This is a genomic window from Acaryochloris sp. CCMEE 5410, from assembly GCF_000238775.2.
Taxonomy (GTDB): domain Bacteria; phylum Cyanobacteriota; class Cyanobacteriia; order Thermosynechococcales; family Thermosynechococcaceae; genus Acaryochloris.
In genome coordinates this window covers 2,656,743-2,680,682 of record NZ_AFEJ02000001.1, presented here as the reverse complement: position 1 = coordinate 2,680,682, position 23,940 = coordinate 2,656,743, and the positions used below count along the sequence as shown (strand labels likewise).

The window sequence follows — 23,940 nt, the reverse complement described above, 5'->3', positions numbered from 1 at the left end:
AAGAATGCAGAAAGGGATCAGCTTTCCTCAAGATTGTTTTCTAAATCCGGATCCCGTTCTGTAAATTCTTGAATGCGCTGACGATACTCCCGTAAAGTTGCGTCCACCCATTCGCGGTCGCCCCCATTGGCAAAAATATGCACTAACGGTTCGCTGGCATCGGGGAGAATTAACGTCCAATTATCTGATGCCAGGTCTTTGACCTTAACGCCATCGATCAGTTCTAAGGTCTCAGCCGGATGGGTCTCGACTAAGTAGCGCATCAGTGCCCCTTTCCGATTCCAAGGGCATCGTACGGTTTGTGTTCGATGAAAAATGCGAGGCAAACCGGCCTTGAGTTGTCCAAGGGATTTCTGCTGTAGGGTGAGCATTTCAATCAGCTTGGCAATGGAAAACATGGCATCGAATCCGGGATGCAGCTGGGGAAAGATAAATCCCGTATCTGCACTACCTCCCAACACCACGTTGGGGTTTGTCCAGCAGGTTTCCATCAAAGCGGTGGGGTTGACCTTAGTGCGAATGACGTTGGCATCATGACGGCGGGCAATTTGCTCGACGGCACTGGAGGTATGCACGGGGACGACAACGGTGCCCCTAGGATTGGCAGTTAAAATAATCTCTACCATCAAGGCAGTTAACTGCTCTCCTTGTATGGCGCTTCCGGTTTCATCTACCAGGAGGAGCTGCTCACCATTGGCTGCTACCTGGACGCCAAAGTTAGCCTTTAAGGCTTCCACCACAGGGCCGAGCTGGGTGAGTAACTCTTCCCGCTGTTCCGGGGTGGGACCTTTGCTGCGCAAACTGGCATTGAGTACGACGGCGTCACAGCCAAATTTGCTGAGTAACCGCGGTAAGACTGCACCCGATACAGCATAGACATAGTCGATAACGACCTTGAAGTCCCCTTCTCGGACCACGGCGGTATTCAGCCATTTTTCGAAAATCTGGGCGTAATCATCTAATAAAACGCCGGGATAGGTAATGCCGCCAATTTCGCCAATGGGAGCTCGCCGAAAATCTTCTTTGAAGTAGGCTCCTTCTATTTTCTTTTCCTTGGCCTTGGAAATATTAATACCCTGCTCATCAAAAAATTCAATCAGGATAAAGTCAGATCGCTCGGGGTGAATCCGTACGTGAACTCCGCCGACCACGAGGGCATTACGAGGCACGCAGCGAGCAATCGGTAATGCAGTGGCTTCTAAATTCTGAACATCGATGCCCACGGACATGATGCCAGAGATTAAGGAGCGGGACACCATCCGCGAAATGCTGCGTTGGTCACGAGAAATGGTAACTTGAGATCCGGGTTTTAGGGTTGAAGCATAGGCTGCGCCTAGCTTAACGGCAAATTCTGGCGTAATGTCAACATTGGCTAAACCTGCGACGCCCCGCTGGCCAAAGAGATTCCGGGGAGCAGTACTGCCCCAAATTAAATTGATATTGAGGGCGGCACCGGGTTCAATATGTTTACTGGGCCAGACACGCACCCCTGGGCTAACTTGGGCTTCTTCACCCACTGTTGACAGGGCTCCCACCACCGCGCCTTCTAAGACATGAGCGCGACGATCGACTCGCGCCCCACGGGCGATGCCACAGGCGCGAAGATGGGCTTCTTCCCCAATCAGGACCCCATTCCAGATAATCGGTCGTTTTAGGTCTGCATCATTACCAATGGTGACGTTATCGCCAATCACGGTACCGGCTTCGATATTGGCTCGTGGCCCAATCCGACAGTTGTCACCAATCAGGATGGGGGGATGGAGCTTGGCCTCTGGATCAATATGGACATTTTGCCCCATCCAGAGTCCGGGATTCATTTCTTGGTAGGCGAATTCAATCCTGACGTTCCCTTGTAGGGCATCATATTGGGCTTCTCGGTAGGAGTCCAAACTGCCGACATCACACCAATATCCCTCAGCGACATAGCCAAACATGGGTTCCCCTTTTTCCAGGAGGAGGGGAAACAGATCCTTGGAAAAGTCGGTTTGTTGATCGCTGGGTAGGTAGTCTAGAACCTCTGGTTCTAGAATGTAGATACCTGTATTAACGGTGTCAGAAAAGACCTCGCTGGTGGAAGGCTTCTCTAAAAAGCGACGAATTCGATGGGATTTGTCTGTAATCACGACCCCAAATTCCATAGGATCGGGAACACGAGCCAGTACTAGGGTGGCCTTTGATCCGTTTTGCCGATGAAATTCAATGGCGGCCGTTAAATCGAAATCTGTGATGCAATCGCCACTAATCACCAAGAATGTATCCGTGAGTAGGGCGGAAATATTCTTGACACAGCCAGCAGTCCCTAATGCCTGCTCTTCTTCGATGCCATAGGTCATCTGGACGCCAAAGTCCGATCCATCGCGAAAGTAGTCTCGCATGACATCGGGAAGGTAATAGAGCGTTGCAATAATTTCGTAGATCTGATGGTGCTTGAGCAGATTAACAATGTGCTCGGCAATGGGCCGATTGAGAATAGGTACCATCGGCTTGGGTAGATCGCAGGTTAGCGGTCGTAACCGAGTCCCTTCGCCACCGGCCATGAGTACGGCTCTCATAATTTCTGCTCCATAAACTACGCCCAATACCCTGCTGATGCAGGGTATTTAAGTTATTCTCTGAGACTGTGCAGTCACCCTTTTTCCACCAGTTGCTGACGGTCCATTAGGTGGTAATGGCCAATTATCCAACCGCAGGCCGATGAACGGATTGGGGTAGGGACTCTACGAGGCTTCTGACGGCTGCGACCATCGCTAGCGGATCATTGAGTCGATTGACGGCTGATCCAACTCCAATTCCCGAGGCCCCTGCAGCGATGGCCAGGGGCGCTGTGACGTTGGATAAACCAGACGCACAGAGAACGGGAATATCAACGGAACGGGAAATCTCATAGGCCGCCGCTAAGGTGGGGGCTGCTTTTTCCATCAATCCTAACGTGCCTGAATGGCTCGGATCACTACTGGTGCCCCCTTCTGTTTGGATCAGGGTGGCTCCTGCTTTGACCAAGTCTTGAGCCAGCTGAACCTGTTGATCCAACTCCAAAATATGGGGGACGGTTACGGATAAAGCAATGGTGGGCAATAATGCTCTGGTTTGCTGGGTCATTTTTAAGACGTCCTTGGCGCTGAATTGACGTCCTTGGGCATAAAAGCTATCAAAGTTACCAATCTCGATTAAATCTGCACCAGCAGCGACGGCCTCAACAAACTTTTCAGGCTCTACGGCAGATACGCAAATCGGTAACTGAATGGATTGTCGAACCGTGCGGATTAGATCAGCATCAGCAGCAATATCGACAAAGGTGGCTCCACCTTGTTCAGCAGCTTTAACCACGGCAGTGACATGGGCGATATCGAAGTTGTTTAAGCCACTGATGATTTTGATGGCCCGGCGTTGAGCGACAGCTGATTGCAAGTGAGGATGCATCATTATTTCCTACCAGTTCTAGGGAGATGGTTACGCAAAGTTTTAAACACGTTCAAACGTTTACATGCCTTTACATTGCAACGTTTGCAGCGCTTTACCATACTACTTCGCCCCTGACTATCTGTATATGGTTCTACTAGCTTTCTCTTAGGGCCGATTTTGGGCTGGATTATTCTCTAGGACTAAAGATTTGAATTCCTAGGCTGACCTCCCGTAGGATGAATTCAAATTCCTTTCATTTGAATGGATTAGTTTCTTTATGAGTCAAGCGCCTGAAACGATTTTTAGCAAAATTATCCGTCGCGAAATTCCCGCAGATATCGTGTATGAAGACGAGCTTGCGATCGCATTCCGAGACGTCAGTCCTCAAGCCCCGATCCATATTCTGGTGATTCCTAAAAAGCCCATCCCCCGTCTATCAGAATCGGAACAGCAGGATGAGACTTTACTGGGCCATCTTTTAAAAGTGGTGCAACAAGTTGCAGTCCAAGAAAAGCTGAAACAGGGGTTTCGTGTAGTGATCAACAATGGTGAAGATGGTGGTCAAACCGTTGATCATTTGCACTTGCATCTGTTAGGGGGGCGCTCTTTGAGCTGGCCACCGGGATAGCTGCGATTGTGTTGCAATCCTAAGAAATGCTTAAAAAGTTTACATTTTTAAATAGGGTAGTTACAATCGAGTGCAGAAGTTAACTTAGATTTATCTAATTACTTCTGTTTAATACAAATTCATACTTCAGCAATCATAACCATGACAACAGTCTTGCAAAGACGCGAAAGCGCCAGCGCATGGGAAAGATTTTGTAGCTTCATCACCAGCACCAACAACCGTTTATACATCGGTTGGTTCGGTGTATTGATGATTCCTACACTTCTCACCGCTGTCACCTGTTTCGTAATCGCCTTCATCGGCGCCCCTCCCGTCGACATCGATGGAATCCGTGAGCCCGTTGCTGGTTCACTTTTATATGGCAACAACATCATCACTGGTGCAGTTGTTCCTTCCTCCAACGCCATTGGCCTACACCTATATCCCATCTGGGAAGCAGCTTCTCTTGACGAGTGGTTGTACAACGGTGGCCCTTACCAGCTAATCATCTTCCATTACATGATTGGTTGTATTTGCTACCTCGGTCGTCAGTGGGAGTACAGCTACCGTCTAGGGATGCGTCCTTGGATTTGCGTAGCCTACTCAGCACCTTTGGCCGCTACCTACTCTGTCTTCTTGATCTATCCTCTAGGTCAGGGCAGCTTCTCCGACGGAATGCCTCTAGGCATCAGCGGAACCTTCAACTTCATGTTCGTGTTCCAAGCTGAGCACAACATCTTGATGCACCCCTTCCACATGTTTGGAGTAGCTGGTGTATTGGGTGGTTCCTTATTCGCCGCCATGCACGGTTCCTTGGTTAGCTCCACCCTAGTTCGTGAGACCACCGAAGGTGAGTCCGCCAACTACGGTTACAAGTTCGGCCAAGAGGAAGAGACCTACAACATCGTTGCAGCCCACGGCTACTTCGGTCGTTTGATCTTCCAATATGCATCTTTCAGCAACAGCCGTTCCTTGCACTTCTTCTTGGGTGCCTGGCCCGTTGTCTGCATCTGGTTGACTGCAATGGGCATCAGCACCATGGCCTTCAACTTGAATGGTTTCAACTTCAACCACTCCATCGTTGATTCACAAGGTAACGTTGTGAACACATGGGCTGACGTATTAAACCGCGCCAACTTGGGTTTCGAAGTTATGCACGAGCGTAACGCTCATAACTTCCCCTTAGACTTGGCTGCTGGTGAGTCTGCTCCTGTTGCGCTTACTGCTCCTGTCATCAACGGTTAATTCTTGAACTGATTCAGTTCTGAATTAAAACCTAATAAATAAAGGCTGGTCTTAGTTATTGAGGCCAGCCTTTATTTATTAGAACTATATAGAAGCTCCTTTTGATCAGATTGCCAGAAGGAGCTTTCTCTTTAGGGCTGGCCATCTCTGACTATCAATTCCTAGAGATCGATCTTCAATAACCTCAAAGCTCATGCCTTGATCGTTAGCAGTAGATAGGTTTGACTAGCTCAATGGCCTCAATATGAAAAAAGCTTTAAAAAGTTTACAAATGTAAACAAGTCGGTTAAGATAAACGAGAAGGAGTTAACTAAGGCTTTTCTTAGGGAACCTCCTCTATTCATACCTACATATCATTTAACAGCAATCATAACCATGACAACAGTCTTGCAAAGACGCGAAAGCGCCAGCGCATGGGAAAGATTCTGTAGCTTCATCACCAGCACCAACAACCGTTTATACATCGGTTGGTTCGGCGTATTGATGATTCCTACACTTCTCACCGCTGTCACCTGTTTCGTAATCGCCTTCATCGGCGCCCCTCCCGTCGACATCGATGGAATCCGTGAGCCCGTTGCTGGTTCACTTTTATATGGCAACAACATCATCACTGGTGCAGTTGTTCCTTCCTCCAACGCCATTGGCCTACACCTGTATCCCATCTGGGAAGCAGCTTCTCTTGACGAGTGGTTGTACAACGGTGGCCCTTACCAGCTAATCATCTTCCATTACATGATTGGTTGTATTTGCTACCTCGGTCGTCAGTGGGAGTACAGCTACCGTCTAGGGATGCGTCCTTGGATTTGCGTAGCCTACTCAGCACCTTTGGCCGCTACCTACTCTGTCTTCTTGATCTATCCTCTAGGTCAGGGCAGCTTCTCCGACGGAATGCCTCTAGGCATCAGCGGAACCTTCAACTTCATGTTCGTGTTCCAAGCTGAGCACAACATCTTGATGCACCCCTTCCACATGTTTGGAGTAGCTGGTGTATTGGGTGGTTCCTTATTCGCCGCCATGCACGGTTCCTTGGTTAGCTCCACCCTAGTTCGTGAGACCACCGAAGGTGAGTCCGCCAACTACGGTTACAAGTTCGGCCAAGAGGAAGAGACCTACAACATCGTTGCAGCCCACGGCTACTTCGGTCGTTTGATCTTCCAATATGCATCTTTCAGCAACAGCCGTTCCTTGCACTTCTTCTTGGGTGCCTGGCCCGTTGTCTGCATCTGGTTGACTGCAATGGGCATCAGCACCATGGCCTTCAACTTGAATGGTTTCAACTTCAACCACTCCATCGTTGATTCACAAGGTAACGTTGTGAACACATGGGCTGACGTATTAAACCGCGCCAACTTGGGTTTCGAAGTTATGCACGAGCGTAACGCTCATAACTTCCCCTTAGACTTGGCTGCTGGTGAGTCTGCTCCTGTTGCGCTTACTGCTCCTGTCATCAACGGTTAATTCTTGAACTGATTCAGTTCTGAATTAAAGGTTGAACCTCAGTTAAACTGAGAACCTAATTTGAATAAAGCGCTCCTTCGGGGGCGCTTTATTTTTGTGTAGAGGCGTATGGACTTCAGTCTTTTATTGGCCTGACGGAGGCGAGTTAAGTGGATTTAGTGGTTAGCTCATACTGGTAGAGCCAATCTGAAAATACCTTTTCGTTGACTTTGGCCTGGTCTGGTACTTTTCCTAAGGATGTTTTGAACCATCGAGGTCGTAGAAAAGGTTTACGCATTTGAGCAGCGGAATACATCGTCCGATATTGAATGGTATGGGCGCGTTCAATACGGCTGTTTTCGTAGTTTTTCAGAGCGTTTGCTAGATTGTCCTGTTGAGATAAACAGGTGGATAAGGCCCACACGTCTTCAAAGGTGGTGTTGGTGCCTTGTCCTAAGAAAGGTGCCATTGGATGGGCGGCATCCCCGACTAGGGTGACTCTGCCGTTGCTCCATTGGGGCAAGATCATAGGTTCGCATACGGGTCTTTCAACGATGGTGACTGCATCTGTGAGGTTCACCAGTTCTTGTAGGGCAGAATGCCATTTGGAGAGTTCCTGCAGGACTTGGGTTTTGGCTGCTTCGGGATGTGGGGAGCGATGGCCATGAGGTATGGCCATCTCTAATGCCCATGAGATATAGCCTTGGCCGTTATCTAGGAGGATTAAGCTTTTGCCTCGCTTGGCAAAAATGGTGGTGTGGTGAGGGGGAAGCAAGGGATGCTGATATTTTTGGACGCCACGCCAGGTCATCCAGCCGCCATAAGCTGGGTCTTCTAGGTCAAAGAGTTGTTTGCGGACGATGGAGCGGATGCCGTCTGCGCCAATGAGTAGGTCAACGGTTGCCGTTTCGCCATTTTTAAAGGACAGATTTACGCTTTGTTGGCTCTGGTCAAAGTGAATGAGTTGGTGATTGAGGTGAAGGGTTTCTGAAGGGAGTTTGGTCCTCAATATTTCCTGGAGGCTAAACCAGCGCACGGCTAGAAAGGGCTGATCGTAATCGTCATCTTTGACAGGTCGGTTAAGAAGGGGCCATCCTCTAGCGGTTCTGATTCTGAAGCGATTAAGTTTTGAACCTTGTTGTTTGAGTTGTTGAACAATATCGGCATCAATGGCGGCTAGGCTTCTGACTCCGTTGGGGGATAGGGTTACGCCAGCACCAATGGGTCGAAAGGCTTTGGCGCGTTCATAGATGTGGACTTCTATGCCTTGTTTTCTGAGGGCGATTGCTGCGGCTAGTCCTGCGGGGCCTGCACCGATGATGCCAACTTTTTTGAGATACGTATGTGGGGACTGCTCTAGTTGCATAGATTAACCTGAGTTCGGGATAAGCAATCTCTGAAACTATTGATTTTGCGCCTTTTATGATTTTCGCTTGGCTTAGACATCTGCGAATAAGCTCCGATATAGGGATTATTCTTAATAAAGCGGACTGATTATCAATAAGAGATGGTTTAGTTCAACGGTTGATTTTCTGAACCGTATACCTGAAAAGGATTTCTCGTATTTCTTTATCCCGAACTCAGGTTAGATTAGGAATGAAGAGTCTTCTCCCGCCAACATCTAACGCTTGTAACGTTGAAGCGCTCACCAATAAATTCGATTTGTCGAATCTGTTTTGTGCCATTGAGGGTTTTCCGTTTCAGATACTCCCTAATCTCCATCCAGCGAATTTCGCCTTCGGAAGTGCGAATAACTAGCATGACTGGATATGCTTGATTCATCCAGTATTCAACATGCCGCTGCTTGGGAATTTTAAAGATTTCCACTCCATCTTGTTTTCTTTCTGACAGATAAGAGTCACCTGATTTGAGCTGTAAGTAAAGGCGTTTACCCGTTGCTTCGCCATAATCATTCTTAAATTCAATCTCCATGTCAAGGCCGTGGTCACTGACAGTGAATTCACGGGAGATTTGGCCAGCTAAAGCAACAATTGAGATGACATCACCAACCAGAGCACGATCTTTACTTTCGTTATCCAGTGCATCTTGGTCTTCTGCTTCCAAAGTGTAATGCAGCCGTTTGATCTGATTGTTGGCTATTTGTGGTGTCTTATAAGACACCTACCACCAACGTAGAACACCATTGATTGCAGATGCATAACAACGGTGACCGTCTGAGCTGAAGGCTACGCTATTGATTGAGGCAGTGTGGCCCTTCATCACTCGCAAGGACTGTCCGCTTTCCACATCCCAAAGCCGCATCGTACAGTCTTCAGCACCTGAGAGAGCCAGGCGACCGTCAGCACTGAATGCTACGCTCATGACAAATTCAGTGTGGCCTCCCATCACACGTAGGGTGCGTCCGCTTTCTAAGTCCCATACTCGCACTGTTCTGTCATCAGAACCTGAGAGTGCAAATCGGCCATCAGCGCTAAAGGCCACGGTCCATATGGAGGAATCATGGCCTTCCATTACTCGTAGGGTGCGTCCGCTTTCTAAGTCCCATACCCGCACTGTCCTGTCATCAGAACCTGAGAGTGCAAATCGGCCATCGATAGTGAAGGTTACGCTCAGTACAGTGCCAGTATGGCCCTTCATCAAACGTAGGAGTTGTCCACTTTCTACATCCCATAACCTTACTGTTCGGTCTTCAGCACCTGAGAGAGCCAGGCGACCGTCAGCACTGAAGGCCACGCTCCAGATGATGTCAGCATGCCCCGTCATCACTCTAAGATTTTTTCCGCTTTCAATATCCCACAGCCTTACTGTTCTGTCAGATGATCCTGAGAGTGCTTGGCGACCGTCGTTACTAAAAGCCACACTCAATACGGTGTCTGTGTGATCCTTCATCACTCTAAGATTTTTTCCACTGCCGATATCCCACAGCCGTAACGTTTTATCTGAAGAGCATGAAAGGACTTGACGATTGTCGGAGTTGAAGACCATACCATTGACATAGCCTGAATGACCCTTCAACTCAATTACACCTTGCTTGAGATTTTTTGAGTCCAGAATCCGAGTGTCTTCGTTAGTTTTAAATCTGTTCGGTTGATTATAAATATCAAGGCTAGCCTGCATATGTCCATCACTGATGACTAAACTGGGCTAGTGACTTTTGAAGAGGTGTATCATCCAGTTTGTATGGCATATATCAGTGGACTTGATTCAGTGAAGCTTTGAACTGAAAGGTATCGCTTTACTGCTCTCCCACTGTCCCAATTGACACATATAGCATCGACAATCGGGAAAAACCTCACCCTCCCTCGACTTTTGCGAAAACTCGCAAGTATATTCTAAAACTAGAATTGTCGGATTTAAGTGTCAGCAGCAATAGTTGGAGGGTGCAAAGCTAGTACTTGCTTGAGATATTGGCCTGTATAAGACTCAGCGACATTCGCAACCGTCTCTGGCGTACCCGTTGCCACCAACTCACCGCCTCGATCACCACCATCCGGCCCCAGATCAATCACCCAATCCGAGCAGCGAATCACATCCAAATTATGCTCAATCACCAATACTGAATTGCCCTTATCCACTAGCCGCTGCAACACATCCAGCAGCTTGTGAACATCATAAAAAGACAACCCCGTCGTCGGTTCATCAATCAGATATAGCGTCTTCCCCGTTGCCCGTCGAGACAACTCCGTCGCCAACTTCAACCGCTGCGCTTCCCCACCCGACAGCGTTGGAGCCGTTTGTCCCAGCCGTACATAGCCTAGCCCCACATCCACCATCGTTTGCAGCTTATTCGCTGCCTTAGGGATATTCTCACAAAACTTCAGGGCTTCCTCCGCCGTCATCGCCAGCACATCCGCAATCGACTTACCCTTGTACTTCACCTGTAGTGTTTCCCGGTTATACCGTGCCCCCTTACACACCTCGCACTGCACATAGACATCCGGCAGGAAATTCATCTCAATTACATTCACGCCTTGCCCACCGCAGGCTTCACAGCGCCCGCCCTTAACGTTGAAGGAAAAGCGACCGGGTTTATAGCCACGGGCCTTGGCTTCCACCGTTTCCGAAAACACACTCCGAATCACGTCAAACACCCCCGTATAGGTGGCGGGGTTAGAACGAGGCGTGCGGCCAATAGGGGATTGGTCAATGACGATGGCTTTATCCAAACTTTTTAGGCCCGCCACCCGATCTAACTCAATTGGGAACGGCACCTTAAAGCCCAAGTGATGCTGCAACGCCGGATACAGCAGCTCATTCATCAAGGTCGATTTCCCCGACCCCGAGACCCCGGTAATACAGACCAGCTTACCCAAGGGAATTTCCACATCCAGGCTTTGGAGGTTGTTGCGATAGGCATTATGGAGGCGCAGTGCTCGGCCATTCCCAGCTCGGCGTTCAGGCGGGGTAGGAATCACTCGTTTCCCAGACAGATAAGCCCCCGTCAAGGATTCATCGTTATCCAGCAGTTCTTCTAAGCCCCCCTGCACAACAATATCGCCGCCATGCACCCCTGCGGCAGGGCCAATGTCCACTAGGTGGTCTGCCGCTCGAATTGTATCCTCGTCGTGCTCAACCACAATCAAAGTGTTGCCAAGGTCCCGCAGCTTGGTTAGGGTTTGTAGCAACCGGTGATTGTCCCGCTGATGTAGGCCAATACTAGGCTCGTCCAGAACGTAGAGAACCCCCGTTAGACCCGCACCAATTTGAGTCGCCAGACGAATTCGCTGGGCCTCTCCTCCCGATAGGGTCATGGCGGTTCGATCTAGGGTCAGATAGTCCAACCCCACGTCCAGTAAAAACTGCAATCGGGCCTTAATTTCTTTGAGTACCAGCTCCCCAATTTTGGCCTGGCGAGCACTCAAGGTCATGGCATTAATCCGTTCCAAGCAGTCGCGAATAGAAGCGCTGGTCAGATCGGGCAAGCAGAATTGGCCCATCCGCACTGATAAGGCTTCTGGCTTCAGTCGCCGCCCCCCACATACTTCACAGGGCTGCTGAATCAGATATTTTTCTAGCTTTTGCCGATACTGCTCGGAGGTGGTTTCCCGATAATGCCGATCCAGCAGCGGAATCACGCCCTCATAGCGTTTGTGATAGCCCTTCGATTCCCGATAGCGAGAATCCACTTCCATATAGATGGGTTCTTTGGTGCCATGTAAAACAATATGGCATTGCTCGTCCGTTAGATCGGCCCAGCTTGTTTGTAGCTCAAACCCAAACGCCTGCCCCACGCTGTAGAGCAGCGAGAAGTAATAGGTATTGTCTTTCTCCGACCAGGGAGCAATGGCGGCATAGACGGGCAAATTGGGGTCCGGGACAATTAAATCTTCGGAAAAGACCTTAAGGCTCCCCAAGCCATGACATTCTGGGCAGGCCCCATAGGGAGAGTTAAAGGAAAATAAACGAGGGGAGAGTTCTTCCATCACTGCCCCATGCTCGGGACAGGCAAAGTTCTCGGAGAAGACAGAGAGTTTGGGTTGGGTTTCGTCACCGTAGCTGCCTTCTGCCTCGGCAACTTTCAGCGACTTGGCCTGGGTAATGGGCACCACCTTATCGGAGGGGGCAGGCAGGATCTCTACCATCACGATGCCTTCAGCCCGTTGCAGTCCAGTGGAGAGGGAATCCGCGAGTCGTTCCTCAATCCCCGGCTTCATCACTAGCCGATCCACCACCACTTCAATGTCATGCTTGAAGTTTTTATCCAGATTAATGGCATCGCTCAGTTCTCGCACGTCACCATTCACCCGCACCCGGACAAATCCTTCCGAAGCCAGACTAGACAGCAACTTTTTATGGGTGCCTTTTTTGCCGCGAACCACGGGGGCCAGAATCTGGAACCGCGCTTTCTCCGGCAGGTCCATCACCTGATCAACCATCTGGTCAATGGTTTGGGGCGTAATGGCACGATCGCAATGGGGACAGTGTGGTTCTCCTGCCCGTCCGTACAGTAGGCGCAGATAATCGTAGATCTCGGTGACCGTACCCACTGTGGATCGAGGGTTGTGGGAGGTGGATTTTTGATCGATGGAAATGGCGGGACTCAGACCCTCAATGGCATCCACATCAGGTTTATCAACCTGGCCTAAGAACTGGCGGGCATAGGCACTGAGGGATTCCACATAGCGTCGTTGCCCTTCCGCAAAGATGGTGTCAAAGGCCAGGGAAGATTTTCCTGACCCCGACACGCCCGTAAAGACGATCAGCTGATCGCGGGGGAGGTCTAAATCAATATTTTTGAGGTTATGCTGACGGGCTCCCCGAATTCGAATCCGATGGTCGGCGGGAATCTTCGTTTTCTTGACCCGACCATTGGGAGAGGAACGACTGGCCGCTGCTTTCTTCTCTTGTTTGGGAGCATTAGCGCGGCGGGGCATAGTAACATTTTGAAAAATTACTTAATAATTCTACCGCTTATTTGTAGGCTTCTTGGGGCAATTAGGCTGCTGATTTGGGTTTTGCGGTTAGCCATTTGGCCGCCAGTCCGCCCCCAATAAAACCAAACAGGTGGCCTTCCCAGGAAATATGAGGCATAGTTGGCAACAAGCCAAACAGCATACTGCCATAGACAATCGACACAAACACCGACAGGGTAATGGCAGGCCAACTGCGCTCAAAGTATCCCCGAAATAGAAGATAGCCGAGGTAACCGAAGACCAAGCCACTGGCCCCAATATGAAGGGTATTACTGCCGCCAATCAGCCAGGTGCCTAGACCACCCACCACCATCACAATCAAACTGACGGAGAAAAAGTCCATAATCCGCCGTACCATCACCAATCCGCCCAAGACCAAGAAAGGAGCTGTATTCGCGATTAGATGTCTGAAGTTGCCGTGTAGAAAAGGCGCAAATAGAATACCCCGTAGGCCAACAAGGCTACGGGGTTGAATACCAAACTGAATCAGTGAATCACCCGTCATCCAATTGATCAGTTGGATGCTCCAAAGTGCGATTGCACAGAGTCCTAAAATTTGAAGTTGGGTTTTGAGCTGATCTCTCATGCAGGTTGCGATGCGCTACATCTCAAGCATAATCAGCCTAGCAGTGAGATCGCCACTCTTGTCTCCAAGATAAGACGGCCTGCTACCACTTCAGCAAATTGAACTGCTCCATATCGACTGTGTCACGGTTGCGGTAGATGGAGAGGATAATCGCCAAACCAACTGCCGCTTCGGCGGCCGCAATGGTAATGACAAATACGGTAAATACCTGACCATTAATACTTTGGCCATCCAAAAAGTTGGAGAAGGACACTAAATTCAAATTAACGGCATTCAGCAGTAGCTCTACCGACATCAATACCCGGACTGCGTTACGGCTGGTCACTAGACCATAGATGCCAATACAAAATAGGGCAGCCGCTAAGAGTAAAAAGAACTCAAGGTTCATAGGGATTCTCTAAAATTCTCCAAGACTTAAAAACGGATTCAGCGCTAAGCAACAGGCTCTTTGGGGCGCTCTGGTAATTCTAGTACTGGCGCTGGCTCTTCTCCCACAATGGCGGTTTCTTCACCAATAATGGTTTCCCGGCGGGCTAAGACGACTGCACCGACCAAGGCCATCAGCAAAAGAATAGAAGCCAATTCAAAGGGCAACAAATAATCTGTGAAGAAATGGATGCCAATAGTTTCTACAGAGGAAGCAGGAGGTGTGAGGGCCATATCCACCGGCCAGTTGGTTTGCAGGACCATGGTTGCCAGCAGGGTAAACAGGGCCAAGGACACAAAAGCGGTAGAAACTTTGCGAATCCAGCGTCTGGGTAAGGGTTTAAAGTCTTCTGTTTTATTGACCAACATGATCGCAAACAGAATTAGGACGTTTACCGCACCCACATAGATCAGGATTTGGGCCGCCGATACGAAGTCTGCATTCAGCAAAATGTAGAGACCCGCAATGCTTATAAAGACTGCACCTAGGGTAAACGCTGAGTAAACAATGCTTTCAAAAAGAACCACTCCCAAAGCAGCTCCAAGCATCATGACAGACAAGAGAATGAGGGAGACGAGCTGAACCCCTTCTGCAAGATTCACTGATTAGCCCTCCTTGGTTTCGGGTTGCGGTGTGCTGGCTACAATCTCGGCGGGGGTTTGCCCAGCTCTGGGTGCCATATGGTCCACGTTATGACCATCCATTTCTGATTCTGGTAAGTAAGCAAACTCGCGAATGGGGGTGACCATTGGATCTTGCGTCACTTTGTAGGGTAAACGTCCCATCGCTACGTTATCGAAGTTCAGCTCATGGCGATCGAAGGTCGATAGCTCATACTCTTCGGTGACCGAGAGACAGTTTGTGGGACAGTATTCCACACAGTTGGCACAGAAAATACAGACCCCAAAGTCAATACTGTAGTGCTTGAGCTGCTTCTTCTTGATCTCCTTATTGAATTCCCAATCCACTACGGGCAGATTAATCGGGCATACTCGAACACAGACTTCGCAAGAAATGCACTTGTCAAATTCAAAGTGAATGCGACCGCGAAATCGCTCGGAAGGAATCAGCTTTTCATAGGGATACTGCACCGTAATCGGACGGCGTTTCATATGGTCGAAGGTCACGGCTAGACCTTGGCCAATGTAACGAGCTGCTTGGAAAGATTCTTTTCCGTAACTGGTGACTTGATTCAGAAACTTGAGCATGGATGTTCACTCTCAGATGTCGGCAGATGAAGGCTGGCGTTAGTTTTAAGTTTAGAAAATTTACCTTGTGCCTATCCACCAAAGGCAAAAGGAAACGCTAATTTCAGACCGGCGGTTAGAAGGAGATTCACCAATCCCACAGGCAGTAAAAATTTCCAACCAAAATCTAAAAGCTGGTCAATACGGACGCGAGGAACGGTCCAGCGCAACAAAATAGCTAGGAACAGGAAGAAATAGGCTTTCAGCAGGGTCATTACCAAGCCTAGGCCAGCCGTCACTAACTCAAAAATGGCATTGTTGGGATCGACATTAATCCAGTCCGCAATCATGGTTGCTGGAATAGGAAGGTCCCAACCGCCAAAGTAGAGGACCGCTACCAAAATTGAGGACAGTACGAGGTTGACGTAGGACCCCAAATAGAACAGAGCAAACTTCATGCCTGCATATTCGGTTTGGTAACCGGCGACCAATTCTTCTTCCGCTTCGGGTAAGTCAAAAGGGAGACGCTCACATTCCGCCAAGGCCGCAATCCAGAACAACATAAACCCAATGGGCTGGCGAATAACGTTCCAGCCGAGGATGCCATAGCCTGATTGCTGGTTAACAATGTCAATGGTGCTGAGGCTGTTGGACATCATCACCACAGCCAAGACTGCTAAGGCCAGTGGGATTTCATAGCTGATGGATTGGGCTGCAGCTCGGAGTCCACCCAGCAAAGAGTATTTGTTATTGGAGGAATATCCCGCCATTAGCAGACCGATTGGCGCAATGCTAGATAAGGCAATCCAGAAAAAGATGCCAATCCCTAGGTCTGTAATCAGAATGTTCTGACCAAACGGGACAATCAAATAGGAGAAAAAGACAGGGATGACGACCAGGATGGGACCTAACGTAAAAAGCCAGGGGTCGGTATTGGCTGGCACAATGTCTTCTTTAAAGACGAGTTTGATGCCGTCTGCCACTGGCGCTAGGATGCCCAGCGGTCCGATATATTCGGGGCCAATCCGTTGCTGAGCCGCCGCTGAAATTTTTCGTTCTAGCCAAACCGAAACCAGGACTCCCACCGTTGCGCCGATAATCATCAACAACATGGGGATCGGAAGCCAAATGGTTTTGGCGACACCGGGGGTTAACCCCAATTCCATTAAAGTTTCAACAAAGCGTTGTTCAAGATCAATACCTGGGTTCATTGCCGCCCATTCTTACTGAATTTATGATTTGTAAAGTTTCTTGATGCCTAAACCAGTATATACGCCTAGGCGAGTTTCTAGGAGAATAACTTCATGCTCCGACATCCATTTCCCTAAGGGTTGAAGGAAAGGATTGATTCTAGTCTATGTCTGTTCTAACGGCTCTCTGGCGGGATATAAGCAAGACTATGGTCGCCGATATAAACCTGGCTGGGGCGATAAATTCGGTTCGTTTCCAACTGTTCTCGCCAGTGGGCTAACCAGCCAGCCACTCTTGCGATCGCAAAGATAGGGGTAAATAAATCTGTGGGAATTCCCAGTTTTTGGTAAACCAGCCCGGAGTAAAAATCAACATTGGGATAAATCCCTTTACTCCCCAGTTTTTCGGCCACTGCTTTTTCCAACGCTAGGGCAATTTCATAGGAGGGATCGCCGCCGGTTTTGTCAAACAATTGTTCGGCTAATTTCTGTAAGATCTTTGCTCTGGGATCCTTCACTTTATAAACTCGATGCCCAAATCCCATAATTTTAGATTTGGTGGTGAGCTTCTCTTCTAAGAAAGGCTGGACATTCTCCACTGAGCCGATCTCTGCCAGCATGGTGATCACTTCCTCGTTGGCTCCACCATGTAAAGGCCCGGCTAAGGTGCCCACGGCTGAAGCCACAATGGCATAGGGATCGGTGAGGGTGGAGGCGGTGACCCGAGCCGAGAAGGTTGAGGCATTCATTGTATGCTCGGCATGCAGGATCAAGCAGGTGTCAAAGATTTGGGCTAAAAAGGGATCCGGCTCCTGCTCATTCATCATGTAGAGGAAGTTGGCGGCATAGCTCAAATCATCCCGAGGTCGTACCGGGTCATTGCCTTTGCGAATATGCTCAAAGGCTGCCACCATCGTTGGGATTTTTGCCAGTAATCGCACCACGGCCCGACGAATATAAGTGGGATCATCTAAAGCCCGGCGAGAATAGAACAGGCCTAAAGCTGCGGCTGACGCCTGGAGGGCATCCATCGGGTGACCGCTTTCGGGAAAACACTTCATCATGTCCCGGATGCGATATTTGATGCGGCGATGGTGGGTGATTTCTTCTTGGAAGGCGTCTAGATCATCTGATTTGGGAAATTCCCCCCAAATCAATAGATAGGCCGTTTCCAGGAAGCTGCTGTTGTCTGCGAGGGCTTCAATGGGAACACCGCGATACTCCAACTGACCGATTTGGCCATTCACAAAGCTGACCTGGGATTGAGCAGCAGGAATCCCTTCTAAACCGGGTTGAAATTCACAAGCGACCATAGTGTCTCTCAAATGAAGGTGGATAGATCGCCGACCGCCTGGAAGCACTGAGGGGGAGCTGGGCAGAGCGAAGGAGGGTATGGGTTCTAAAACAGCAATTTTGGAGCAGTCAACCAAAACAGGGTGCTTTGCCCTACAGGGTTGTGGTGCTCAGGCAGGAGTAGTCCAATCATACCAGCCTTCTTCAAAACCAGTTGCCGACGGGGTTGCCCCCAGACTAAAATCTCCGCCCATGTGCTCAAATTCGGTTCATGTCCGACCAAGGCTAAACGAGTCAAACCTTGGTTTCGCCAGTTCTGTAACCATTGGAGCCACTCTTGCCAGTTGCCGTCGGGACGTAATAAATCAGAGATATGGATAGTCGTGACTAGCCCTTGGTGTTGAAGAATCTCGGCAGTCTGATAGGCGCGTACTAGGGAACTGGTCTGCAAGTCATCAAACTGGAGGCCCAGCTCCTGCAAACGCTGGGCCACTTTCTGGGTTTTCTGTCGACCTTTAGCGGTTAAGGCCCGCTGCGGATCGGGGAGATGGGGCTGTCGCTCTTCGGCAATTCCATGACGAATGAGATAGAGCTTCAGGGGCTGTGCCATTAGGTCCAGTCTTCTTTTTATTCGTCCGTACGGTGTAAATTTTCTGAGTGGCGTGGATTTCGCGGGTCTTCTCAAAAGTTGGTCTTCGGTGACATCCCATTTTCGAGTAATTTATCCAGATCCTTTTGGATGTCTCGACTCCCTGGAAATCCGGCATAGCGAATGCGGAGTCGGGCCAGCTCAGCCCAATTTAGCGCATTAGGCTCTTCCCGTAGCAGGCGATTCAGAGTGTTGCGATCGCGATCTTGTTGCGGATGACGTTGATCCTTAAGACTATTCTCTGGTGGCATAGGATATCAACCGAATATGACCAATGAAGGATTTAAGTTTACCAGTGCCCTAGTGGGGCCTTCCCGGATCTTAAAAAAATAATTCGGAACGCTGGATCCCGGATGAAGCAGCTTAGACTAATTTACTTCTAGCAACCCCTGTGGCAAGCGACTCAAGTTCTGCTGCATTTCGATAGTCCTACCCCCAACGTGGAATTTGATATGACGTCCCAACCTAGCCAACGCCCCCAACGTCCCTACTTTTCTTCAGGCCCTTGCTCCAAGCGCCCTGGTTGGAGTCTGGAAGCCCTGAATAATGCGTTGGTGGGCCGCTCCCATCGGTCTGGTCCAGGGAAGGCCCGCCTGAAAGAGGTGATTGATCGGACGAAATCTATCCTCGGCATTCCTGAAGACTATGTCTGTGGCATTGTCCCCGCCTCCGATACGGGTGCGGTAGAAATTGCCATGTGGTCGCTTCTCGGGGTTCGCGGTGTAGAGATGGTGGCTTGGGAAAGCTTCGGCTCTGGCTGGGTAACGGATGTACAAAAGCAATTGAAACTGCCGGATTGCCGGATTACCAAAGCCGAATATGGTCATTTGCCGGATTTGTCGCAACTGGATTGCGATCGCGACATTGTATTCACTTGGAACGGTACGACCTCCGGGGTCAAAGTCCCCAACGGTGACTGGATTGCAGACAATCGTCAGGGCCTCACGATTGCGGATGCTACTTCTGCCACCTTTGCCATGGATATTCCCTGGACCAAGCTGGATGTGGTGACCTGGTCCTGGCAAAAGGTAATGGGCGGAGAAGCGGCCCACGGCATGTTGGTTTTGAGCCCTCGGGCAGTCGAGCGATTAGAGTCCTATAGCCCCGCGTGGCCACTCCCTAAGATTTTTCAGTTAACGAAAAAAGGCAAGCTGAATGCAGCGATTTTCACTGGTTCAACCATCAACACTCCTTCTATGCTCTGTGTGGAAGATGCTTTGGATGGGCTGAAATGGGCGGAGAGCCTGGGTGGAGTCTCAGCATTGATCGCGAGATCGCAAGCAAACCTGACCGCAATCACTAACTGGGTTGACCGCACAGATTGGGTGGATTTCCTTGCCGTAGATCCGACCACCCGCTCCAATACGTCTATCTGTCTTAAAATCGTGGATCCTTGGTATACGGCTCTCTCTGCCGAAGATCAGGCCAAAGGAGCTAAGCAATTAGCGACCTTGCTAGATAAGGAGGGGGTTGCTTATGATATCGGGTCTTATCGGGATGCGCCCCCAGGACTGAGAATTTGGGGCGGAGCCACAGTCGATACGGCAGATTTGGAAGCCTTGACGCCTTGGTTAGATTGGGCTTACGAACAGATGAAGGCTAGTCACGGTTAATCTGGCGCGGCTATCTACTCATTTTCTACATCTATACAAATTCGGAGATGGGAGTGTTGTGTCAGCCCAACGCTCCCATTTTTCAAGGAATATCAATCGATAATCCTGACTTCCCAGCAAAAATTTGCTGCAGGCTATTGATGAGGCAAGTCATCTCTGGAGGAGTCAATTCAAAGTGAAGGTCATAGTGATGATATCCATCCAGGAATAAAGCCGTCTTTTCATCTAACGTGGCTGTCATCAAATTGTGAGTTACAGATATTGTCAAATCATCGACGTGACTCACTAACTGGTCAACGACCATCACCTCAATATGCTCAGAATGAGGAAATCTTGAGAGAGAAAAACAATAATTCTTGGCCTTATCAAAACCGTAAACATAGGCCATGCCGTAGTCTGTATCGTAAGGTGAAGCCGAAATCTGGACGACTAGCGCCATCTTTTTATCAGTCATTGCTGGGAAAAGTAAGGGGTGTCAGTCTTTGGAGCTTCACTTGATATCCACTAGACTGCCGACTTTTCCATCTTTGAGCGTTACGAGAATGCGGTAAGAAGAATCTTTTTGTTGCCAGACGTAGGTTGTTTCTGTGGAGGGTTGTCCTGGAAACTTCTTTACCTTTCCGGGACTGCCCATAATTTTCTTGACGTCTTCATAGGACATATTTAACTGGAGCTGTTTGTATTGCTCCTGGGTAACCAGCTCTTTATTTTGGCAGCTGATCAGGAGTAAGGAAGCAAACATTAGACTGCCAAGATATGTGAGACGGTTGTGTTGGGTCATTGTTGCTCGCTGTGATGGGAATAGGGCTGTGAAAGTGACGAAATGCCATAGGCTGAGCCTATTGTTCCCCATAACAGTTTTTCCTCTGACCCATTTGCGTGAGCGGCGAGGTGCTGAGTTGCATGAGGAATCGTGTGGAAAGTCTTGTCTATCACGGATAAAGCCTTGTAAATCCGTACAATAGGGTCATGACTCCCACCTCTACTTCCCCAGCACCCGCTGCACTTCAGTCTTCCGCAAGCGCAGACTCCAAACCCACCCTGGTTTTGGTTGACGGACATTCCCTGGCTTTTCGGGCTTACTATGCTTTTGCTAAAGGCCGAGAAGGCGGATTACGAACCTCTACAGGGATTCCCACGAGTGTCTGTTATGGGTTTCTTAAGAACCTACTGGATTTACTGAAGACCGAAAAACCCCATTATTTAGCCATCGCCTTTGACTTGGGGGGACCGACCTTTCGCCATAAAGCCGATGAAACCTATAAAGCCAACCGAGCCGAAACCCCCGAGGACTTCATCCCAGATCTAGAAAATTTGCAAGAGCTTTTGACCGCTATGGATTTGCCCATTGTGGTTGAGCCGGGGTATGAAGCGGATGATGTGCTAGGCACGTTGGCCTATCAGGCGAGTCAGCAAGGCTTTAAGGTGAAGATCCTCAGTGGCGATCGCGATTTATTTCAGCTGGTTCAGCCTGACGATCGGGTTCGTATTCTCTATATGAGCAATATCTATAGTGCTGCCTCTCGGAGTGGAGCCCCACCAGGGTCATTTGGCCCCACCGAAGTCCAAGAAAAGATGGGCGTCATGGTTGAGCAGATTGTCGATTACAAGGCGCTTTGTGGAGACTCGTCCGATAATATTCCGGGGGTGAAGGGGATTGGCGATAAAACTGCCGTTAAGCTGCTGACGGAGTATGGCACCCTCGATAATATCTATGCCTCGGTTGATCAAATTAAAGGAGCTGTTCAGAAAAAACTGATCACGGGCAAAGAGGCTGCCTATCATTCTCAATTTATGGCTCGTATTGTCTTGGATGTGCCTTTAAAGGTGGGGCCAAAAGACTTTGAACTCAAAGGCTTCACCTCGGATAAGGTGTCTCCTGTGCTGGAGAAGCTAGAATTTCAGTCTTTCCTGCGCCAAATTAACCAGTTACAAAGCAGTTTGGGGGAGAAGCCATCGCCCCACCTGCCCCTACCGCGTCTCCGGTTACAGACGATGGAGATGACACCTGGTTTTTTAGTGCTGAAGATACGGAGGCTGCTCAAACGCCGCCACCTCCTCAACTGGTCCCTCGAATTGTGGATACGCCGGCCAAGTTGAAAGAGTTAATCACGATTTTGGAAGCGTGCACCGATGTCAACCGTCCTGTGGCCTGGGATACAGAGACCGATAGCCTTTCCCCCGAGATGCCCATCTCGTTGGTATTGGCTGTTGCTGGCAGGGGGATGAACAGGCGATTGCCTATATTCCAGTCGGCCATAAAGAGGGTGACAACTTAGAGCTTGCGACGGCCCTGGAAGGGTTACGCCCCATTTTAGAAAGTGATGCTTATCCCAAGGTGCTCCAAAATGCCAAATTTGATCGGTTGGTATTCCAGTTCCAGGGAATTCATCTTCAGGGGTTGTCTTTGACACGATGCTGGCTAGTTATGTGCTAAATCCAGAACGTAGCCATAACCTGACGGATCTCTCTCGAAATTATCTGCAAATAACGGCAAAAGCTATAAGGAATTGGTCAAAAAGGGGCAAACCATTGCTGACTTATCCATTTCTCAAGTGGCAGAATATTGCGGCTTGGATGTATTCACCACCTATCAGCTGAGGGAGAAGCTGGAAGCTGAACTGGCTGCAATTCCCTCCCTATATGGCCTCTTCCAGGAAGTAGAGCTGCCTTTGGAAGCGGTGTTGGCGGTGATGGAAACGTCGGGTGTCCGCATTGACCAAGACTATTTGCAAACCCTCTCTACCCAATTAGAGGCGGATCTCCAGCGCTTGGAGGCCGGGGCGTATGAGCTAGCCGGAGAAATCTTCAATTTAGGCTCCCCTAAGCAGTTGAGTGAAATCCTATTTGGCCGCCTAGAGCTGGATGTTAAGAAGTCCCGCAAGACCAAGCTGGGCTACTCTACGGATGCCGCCACTTTGGAAAAACTGCAGGGTGATCATCCGATTATCGATGTGCTGTTGGAGTATCGAACCTTAGCCAAACTCAAATCTACCTATGTGGATGCCTTACCCACCTTGGTCAGAGAAGATACCCATCGTATCCATACGGACTTTAATCAGGCGGTGACCGCGACGGGACGCCTGTCTTCCTCGAATCCCAACTTGCAGAATATTCCGATACGGACTGAATTTAGCCGTCAAATCCGAGCTGCATTTATTCCCGAATCGAGCTGGATCCTGATGGCAGCGGATTATTCCCAAATTGAGCTGCGGATCCTTGCCCACCTCAGCCAAGAGCCACGGCTATTAGATGCCTATCGGAATGGTCAGGATGTTCACTCTCTGACGGCTCAATTGCTGTTGGAAAAGATGAAATTGCAGCCGAGGAACGAAGGCTAGCGAAGATTATCAACTTTGGTGTTATCTATGGCATGGGACCCATCGATTTGCCCGTGAGGCTGGGGTTAAATATGGCGAGGCCAAAGACTTTATTCAGCGGTTTTACGATCGCTATCCAGAGGTTTTTGCCTATTTGCAGCGGATGGAGCGAGAAGCGGTGAGCCAAGGCTATGTGGAAACGATTCTTGGACGCCGACGCTATTTTGAGTTTGATAGTCGGAGTCTGAAAAAATATCGCGGTAAAGCTCTAGAAGAGTTAGCAGAAGTCGATCTCAGTGATATCAAAATGAGTAGCTATGATCGAGGTCTGCTGAGGGCAGCAGCCAATGCTCCATCCAAGGTTCTAGTGCTGACTTGATTAAATTGCCATGGTTCAACTCCAGGCTGCTCTTGAACCCTATAAGAGTCGACTGCTGATGCAGGTCCATGATGAATTAGTGTTGGAAGTCCCTGTAGATGAGGTGGACGATGTGCGATCGCAAATCAAACCACCATGGAAACAGCGCTCCCCTCAGCATCCCCTTGGTAGCTGAAGTCCATACTGGGGCCAACTGGATGGAAGCCAAATAGCATTAAAGCCGCTTGCTGG

20 protein-coding genes and 1 pseudogene are annotated in these 23,940 nt (G+C 49.4%); 5 read left to right on the top strand and 16 right to left on the bottom strand.

Going from position 1 to position 23,940, the window contains the following annotated elements; translation table 11 throughout:
* Positions 1 to 17 precede the first annotated feature (17 nt).
* Both ON05_RS12250 and ON05_RS12245 read right to left on the bottom strand, forming a co-directional pair.
* Positions 18 to 2,552 (bottom strand): mannose-1-phosphate guanyltransferase, encoded by a 2,535-nt coding sequence (locus ON05_RS12250; protein WP_029315118.1) that lies wholly within the window; start codon positions 2,550 to 2,552, stop codon positions 18 to 20.
* Between the two features lie 124 nt (positions 2,553 to 2,676).
* A complete protein-coding gene (locus tag ON05_RS12245) occupies positions 2,677 to 3,420 on the bottom strand; it encodes a DUF561 domain-containing protein (RefSeq protein WP_010471988.1) in 744 nt (247 codons plus the stop codon).
* A 259-nt stretch (positions 3,421 to 3,679) separates the two neighbouring features.
* Between ON05_RS12245 and ON05_RS12240 the strand changes: the two genes are divergently transcribed.
* From ON05_RS12240 to psbA (ON05_RS12230), 3 genes are all read left to right on the top strand, one after another.
* On the top strand, positions 3,680 to 4,030 hold the full coding sequence (locus ON05_RS12240; RefSeq protein WP_010471990.1) for a histidine triad nucleotide-binding protein: 351 nt from the start codon (positions 3,680 to 3,682) through the stop codon (positions 4,028 to 4,030).
* A gap of 141 nt (positions 4,031 to 4,171) precedes the next feature.
* Positions 4,172 to 5,254 (top strand): photosystem II q(b) protein, encoded by a 1,083-nt coding sequence (gene psbA / locus ON05_RS12235; protein ID WP_010482631.1) that lies wholly within the window; start codon positions 4,172 to 4,174, stop codon positions 5,252 to 5,254.
* Positions 5,255 to 5,629: 375 nt separating this feature from the next.
* Positions 5,630 to 6,712 carry a photosystem II q(b) protein gene (gene psbA / locus ON05_RS12230; protein ID WP_010482631.1) on the top strand — a complete coding sequence of 361 codons (1,083 nt, stop codon included), beginning with the start codon at positions 5,630 to 5,632 and terminating at the stop codon, positions 6,710 to 6,712.
* Positions 6,713 to 6,857: 145 nt separating this feature from the next.
* Here psbA (ON05_RS12230) and ON05_RS12225 read toward each other — a convergent pair whose 3' ends face one another.
* The 12 genes from ON05_RS12225 to ON05_RS12170 all read right to left on the bottom strand — a co-directional run bounded on the left by ON05_RS12225 (position 6,858) and on the right by ON05_RS12170 (position 18,648).
* Positions 6,858 to 8,057, bottom strand: coding sequence for an NAD(P)/FAD-dependent oxidoreductase (locus ON05_RS12225; protein ID WP_010467632.1), 1,200 nt, complete (start codon positions 8,055 to 8,057; stop codon positions 6,858 to 6,860).
* A 224-nt stretch (positions 8,058 to 8,281) separates the two neighbouring features.
* Positions 8,282 to 8,812 carry a DUF4365 domain-containing protein gene (locus tag ON05_RS12220; protein WP_010467633.1) on the bottom strand — a complete coding sequence of 177 codons (531 nt, stop codon included), beginning with the start codon at positions 8,810 to 8,812 and terminating at the stop codon, positions 8,282 to 8,284.
* The gene (locus ON05_RS12215; RefSeq protein WP_010467634.1) at positions 8,813 to 9,769 is read right to left on the bottom strand and encodes a WD40 repeat domain-containing protein; all 957 of its coding nucleotides are present in this window, start codon (positions 9,767 to 9,769) and stop codon (positions 8,813 to 8,815) included.
* A 236-nt stretch (positions 9,770 to 10,005) separates the two neighbouring features.
* On the bottom strand, positions 10,006 to 13,026 hold the full coding sequence (uvrA, locus tag ON05_RS12210; RefSeq protein WP_010467635.1) for an excinuclease ABC subunit UvrA: 3,021 nt from the start codon (positions 13,024 to 13,026) through the stop codon (positions 10,006 to 10,008).
* A 61-nt stretch (positions 13,027 to 13,087) separates the two neighbouring features.
* On the bottom strand, positions 13,088 to 13,651 hold the full coding sequence (locus ON05_RS12205; RefSeq protein WP_010467636.1) for a rhomboid family intramembrane serine protease: 564 nt from the start codon (positions 13,649 to 13,651) through the stop codon (positions 13,088 to 13,090).
* Positions 13,652 to 13,733: 82 nt separating this feature from the next.
* Positions 13,734 to 14,039 carry an NADH-quinone oxidoreductase subunit NuoK gene (gene nuoK / locus ON05_RS12200; protein ID WP_010467637.1) on the bottom strand — a complete coding sequence of 102 codons (306 nt, stop codon included), beginning with the start codon at positions 14,037 to 14,039 and terminating at the stop codon, positions 13,734 to 13,736.
* A 44-nt stretch (positions 14,040 to 14,083) separates the two neighbouring features.
* Positions 14,084 to 14,680 carry an NADH-quinone oxidoreductase subunit J gene (locus ON05_RS12195; RefSeq protein WP_010467639.1) on the bottom strand — a complete coding sequence of 199 codons (597 nt, stop codon included), beginning with the start codon at positions 14,678 to 14,680 and terminating at the stop codon, positions 14,084 to 14,086.
* Positions 14,681 to 14,683: 3 nt separating this feature from the next.
* Entirely contained in the window at positions 14,684 to 15,286 is a 603-nt protein-coding gene (gene ndhI, locus ON05_RS12190; protein ID WP_010467641.1) for an NAD(P)H-quinone oxidoreductase subunit I, read from the bottom strand.
* A gap of 71 nt (positions 15,287 to 15,357) precedes the next feature.
* On the bottom strand, positions 15,358 to 16,476 hold the full coding sequence (gene nuoH, locus ON05_RS12185; protein ID WP_010467643.1) for an NADH-quinone oxidoreductase subunit NuoH: 1,119 nt from the start codon (positions 16,474 to 16,476) through the stop codon (positions 15,358 to 15,360).
* Between the two features lie 155 nt (positions 16,477 to 16,631).
* Positions 16,632 to 17,768 (bottom strand): citrate synthase, encoded by a 1,137-nt coding sequence (locus ON05_RS12180; RefSeq protein WP_010467644.1) that lies wholly within the window; start codon positions 17,766 to 17,768, stop codon positions 16,632 to 16,634.
* A gap of 86 nt (positions 17,769 to 17,854) precedes the next feature.
* Positions 17,855 to 18,358 (bottom strand): phosphohistidine phosphatase SixA, encoded by a 504-nt coding sequence (sixA, locus tag ON05_RS12175; RefSeq protein ID WP_010467645.1) that lies wholly within the window; start codon positions 18,356 to 18,358, stop codon positions 17,855 to 17,857.
* A gap of 71 nt (positions 18,359 to 18,429) precedes the next feature.
* Positions 18,430 to 18,648: a DUF3288 family protein gene (locus tag ON05_RS12170; RefSeq protein ID WP_262561658.1), complete on the bottom strand. Its 219-nt coding sequence runs from the start codon at positions 18,646 to 18,648 to the stop codon at positions 18,430 to 18,432.
* Positions 18,649 to 18,849: 201 nt separating this feature from the next.
* Between ON05_RS12170 and ON05_RS12165 the strand changes: the two genes are divergently transcribed.
* Positions 18,850 to 20,010, top strand: coding sequence for a phosphoserine transaminase (locus ON05_RS12165; RefSeq protein ID WP_010467647.1), 1,161 nt, complete (start codon positions 18,850 to 18,852; stop codon positions 20,008 to 20,010).
* 82 nt (positions 20,011 to 20,092) lie between these two features.
* Here the strand turns inward: ON05_RS12165 and ON05_RS12160 are convergent, their stop codons facing one another.
* On the bottom strand, positions 20,093 to 20,449 hold the full coding sequence (locus ON05_RS12160) for a hypothetical protein (protein WP_010467648.1): 357 nt from the start codon (positions 20,447 to 20,449) through the stop codon (positions 20,093 to 20,095).
* Between the two features lie 51 nt (positions 20,450 to 20,500).
* The gene (bamE, locus tag ON05_RS12155; RefSeq protein WP_010467649.1) at positions 20,501 to 20,863 is read right to left on the bottom strand and encodes an outer membrane protein assembly factor BamE; all 363 of its coding nucleotides are present in this window, start codon (positions 20,861 to 20,863) and stop codon (positions 20,501 to 20,503) included.
* A gap of 116 nt (positions 20,864 to 20,979) precedes the next feature.
* Between bamE and polA the strand changes: the two are divergent.
* Positions 20,980 to 23,921: pseudogene (gene polA / locus ON05_RS38515) on the top strand (DNA polymerase I).
* The last annotated feature ends 19 nt before the right edge of the window (positions 23,922 to 23,940 follow it).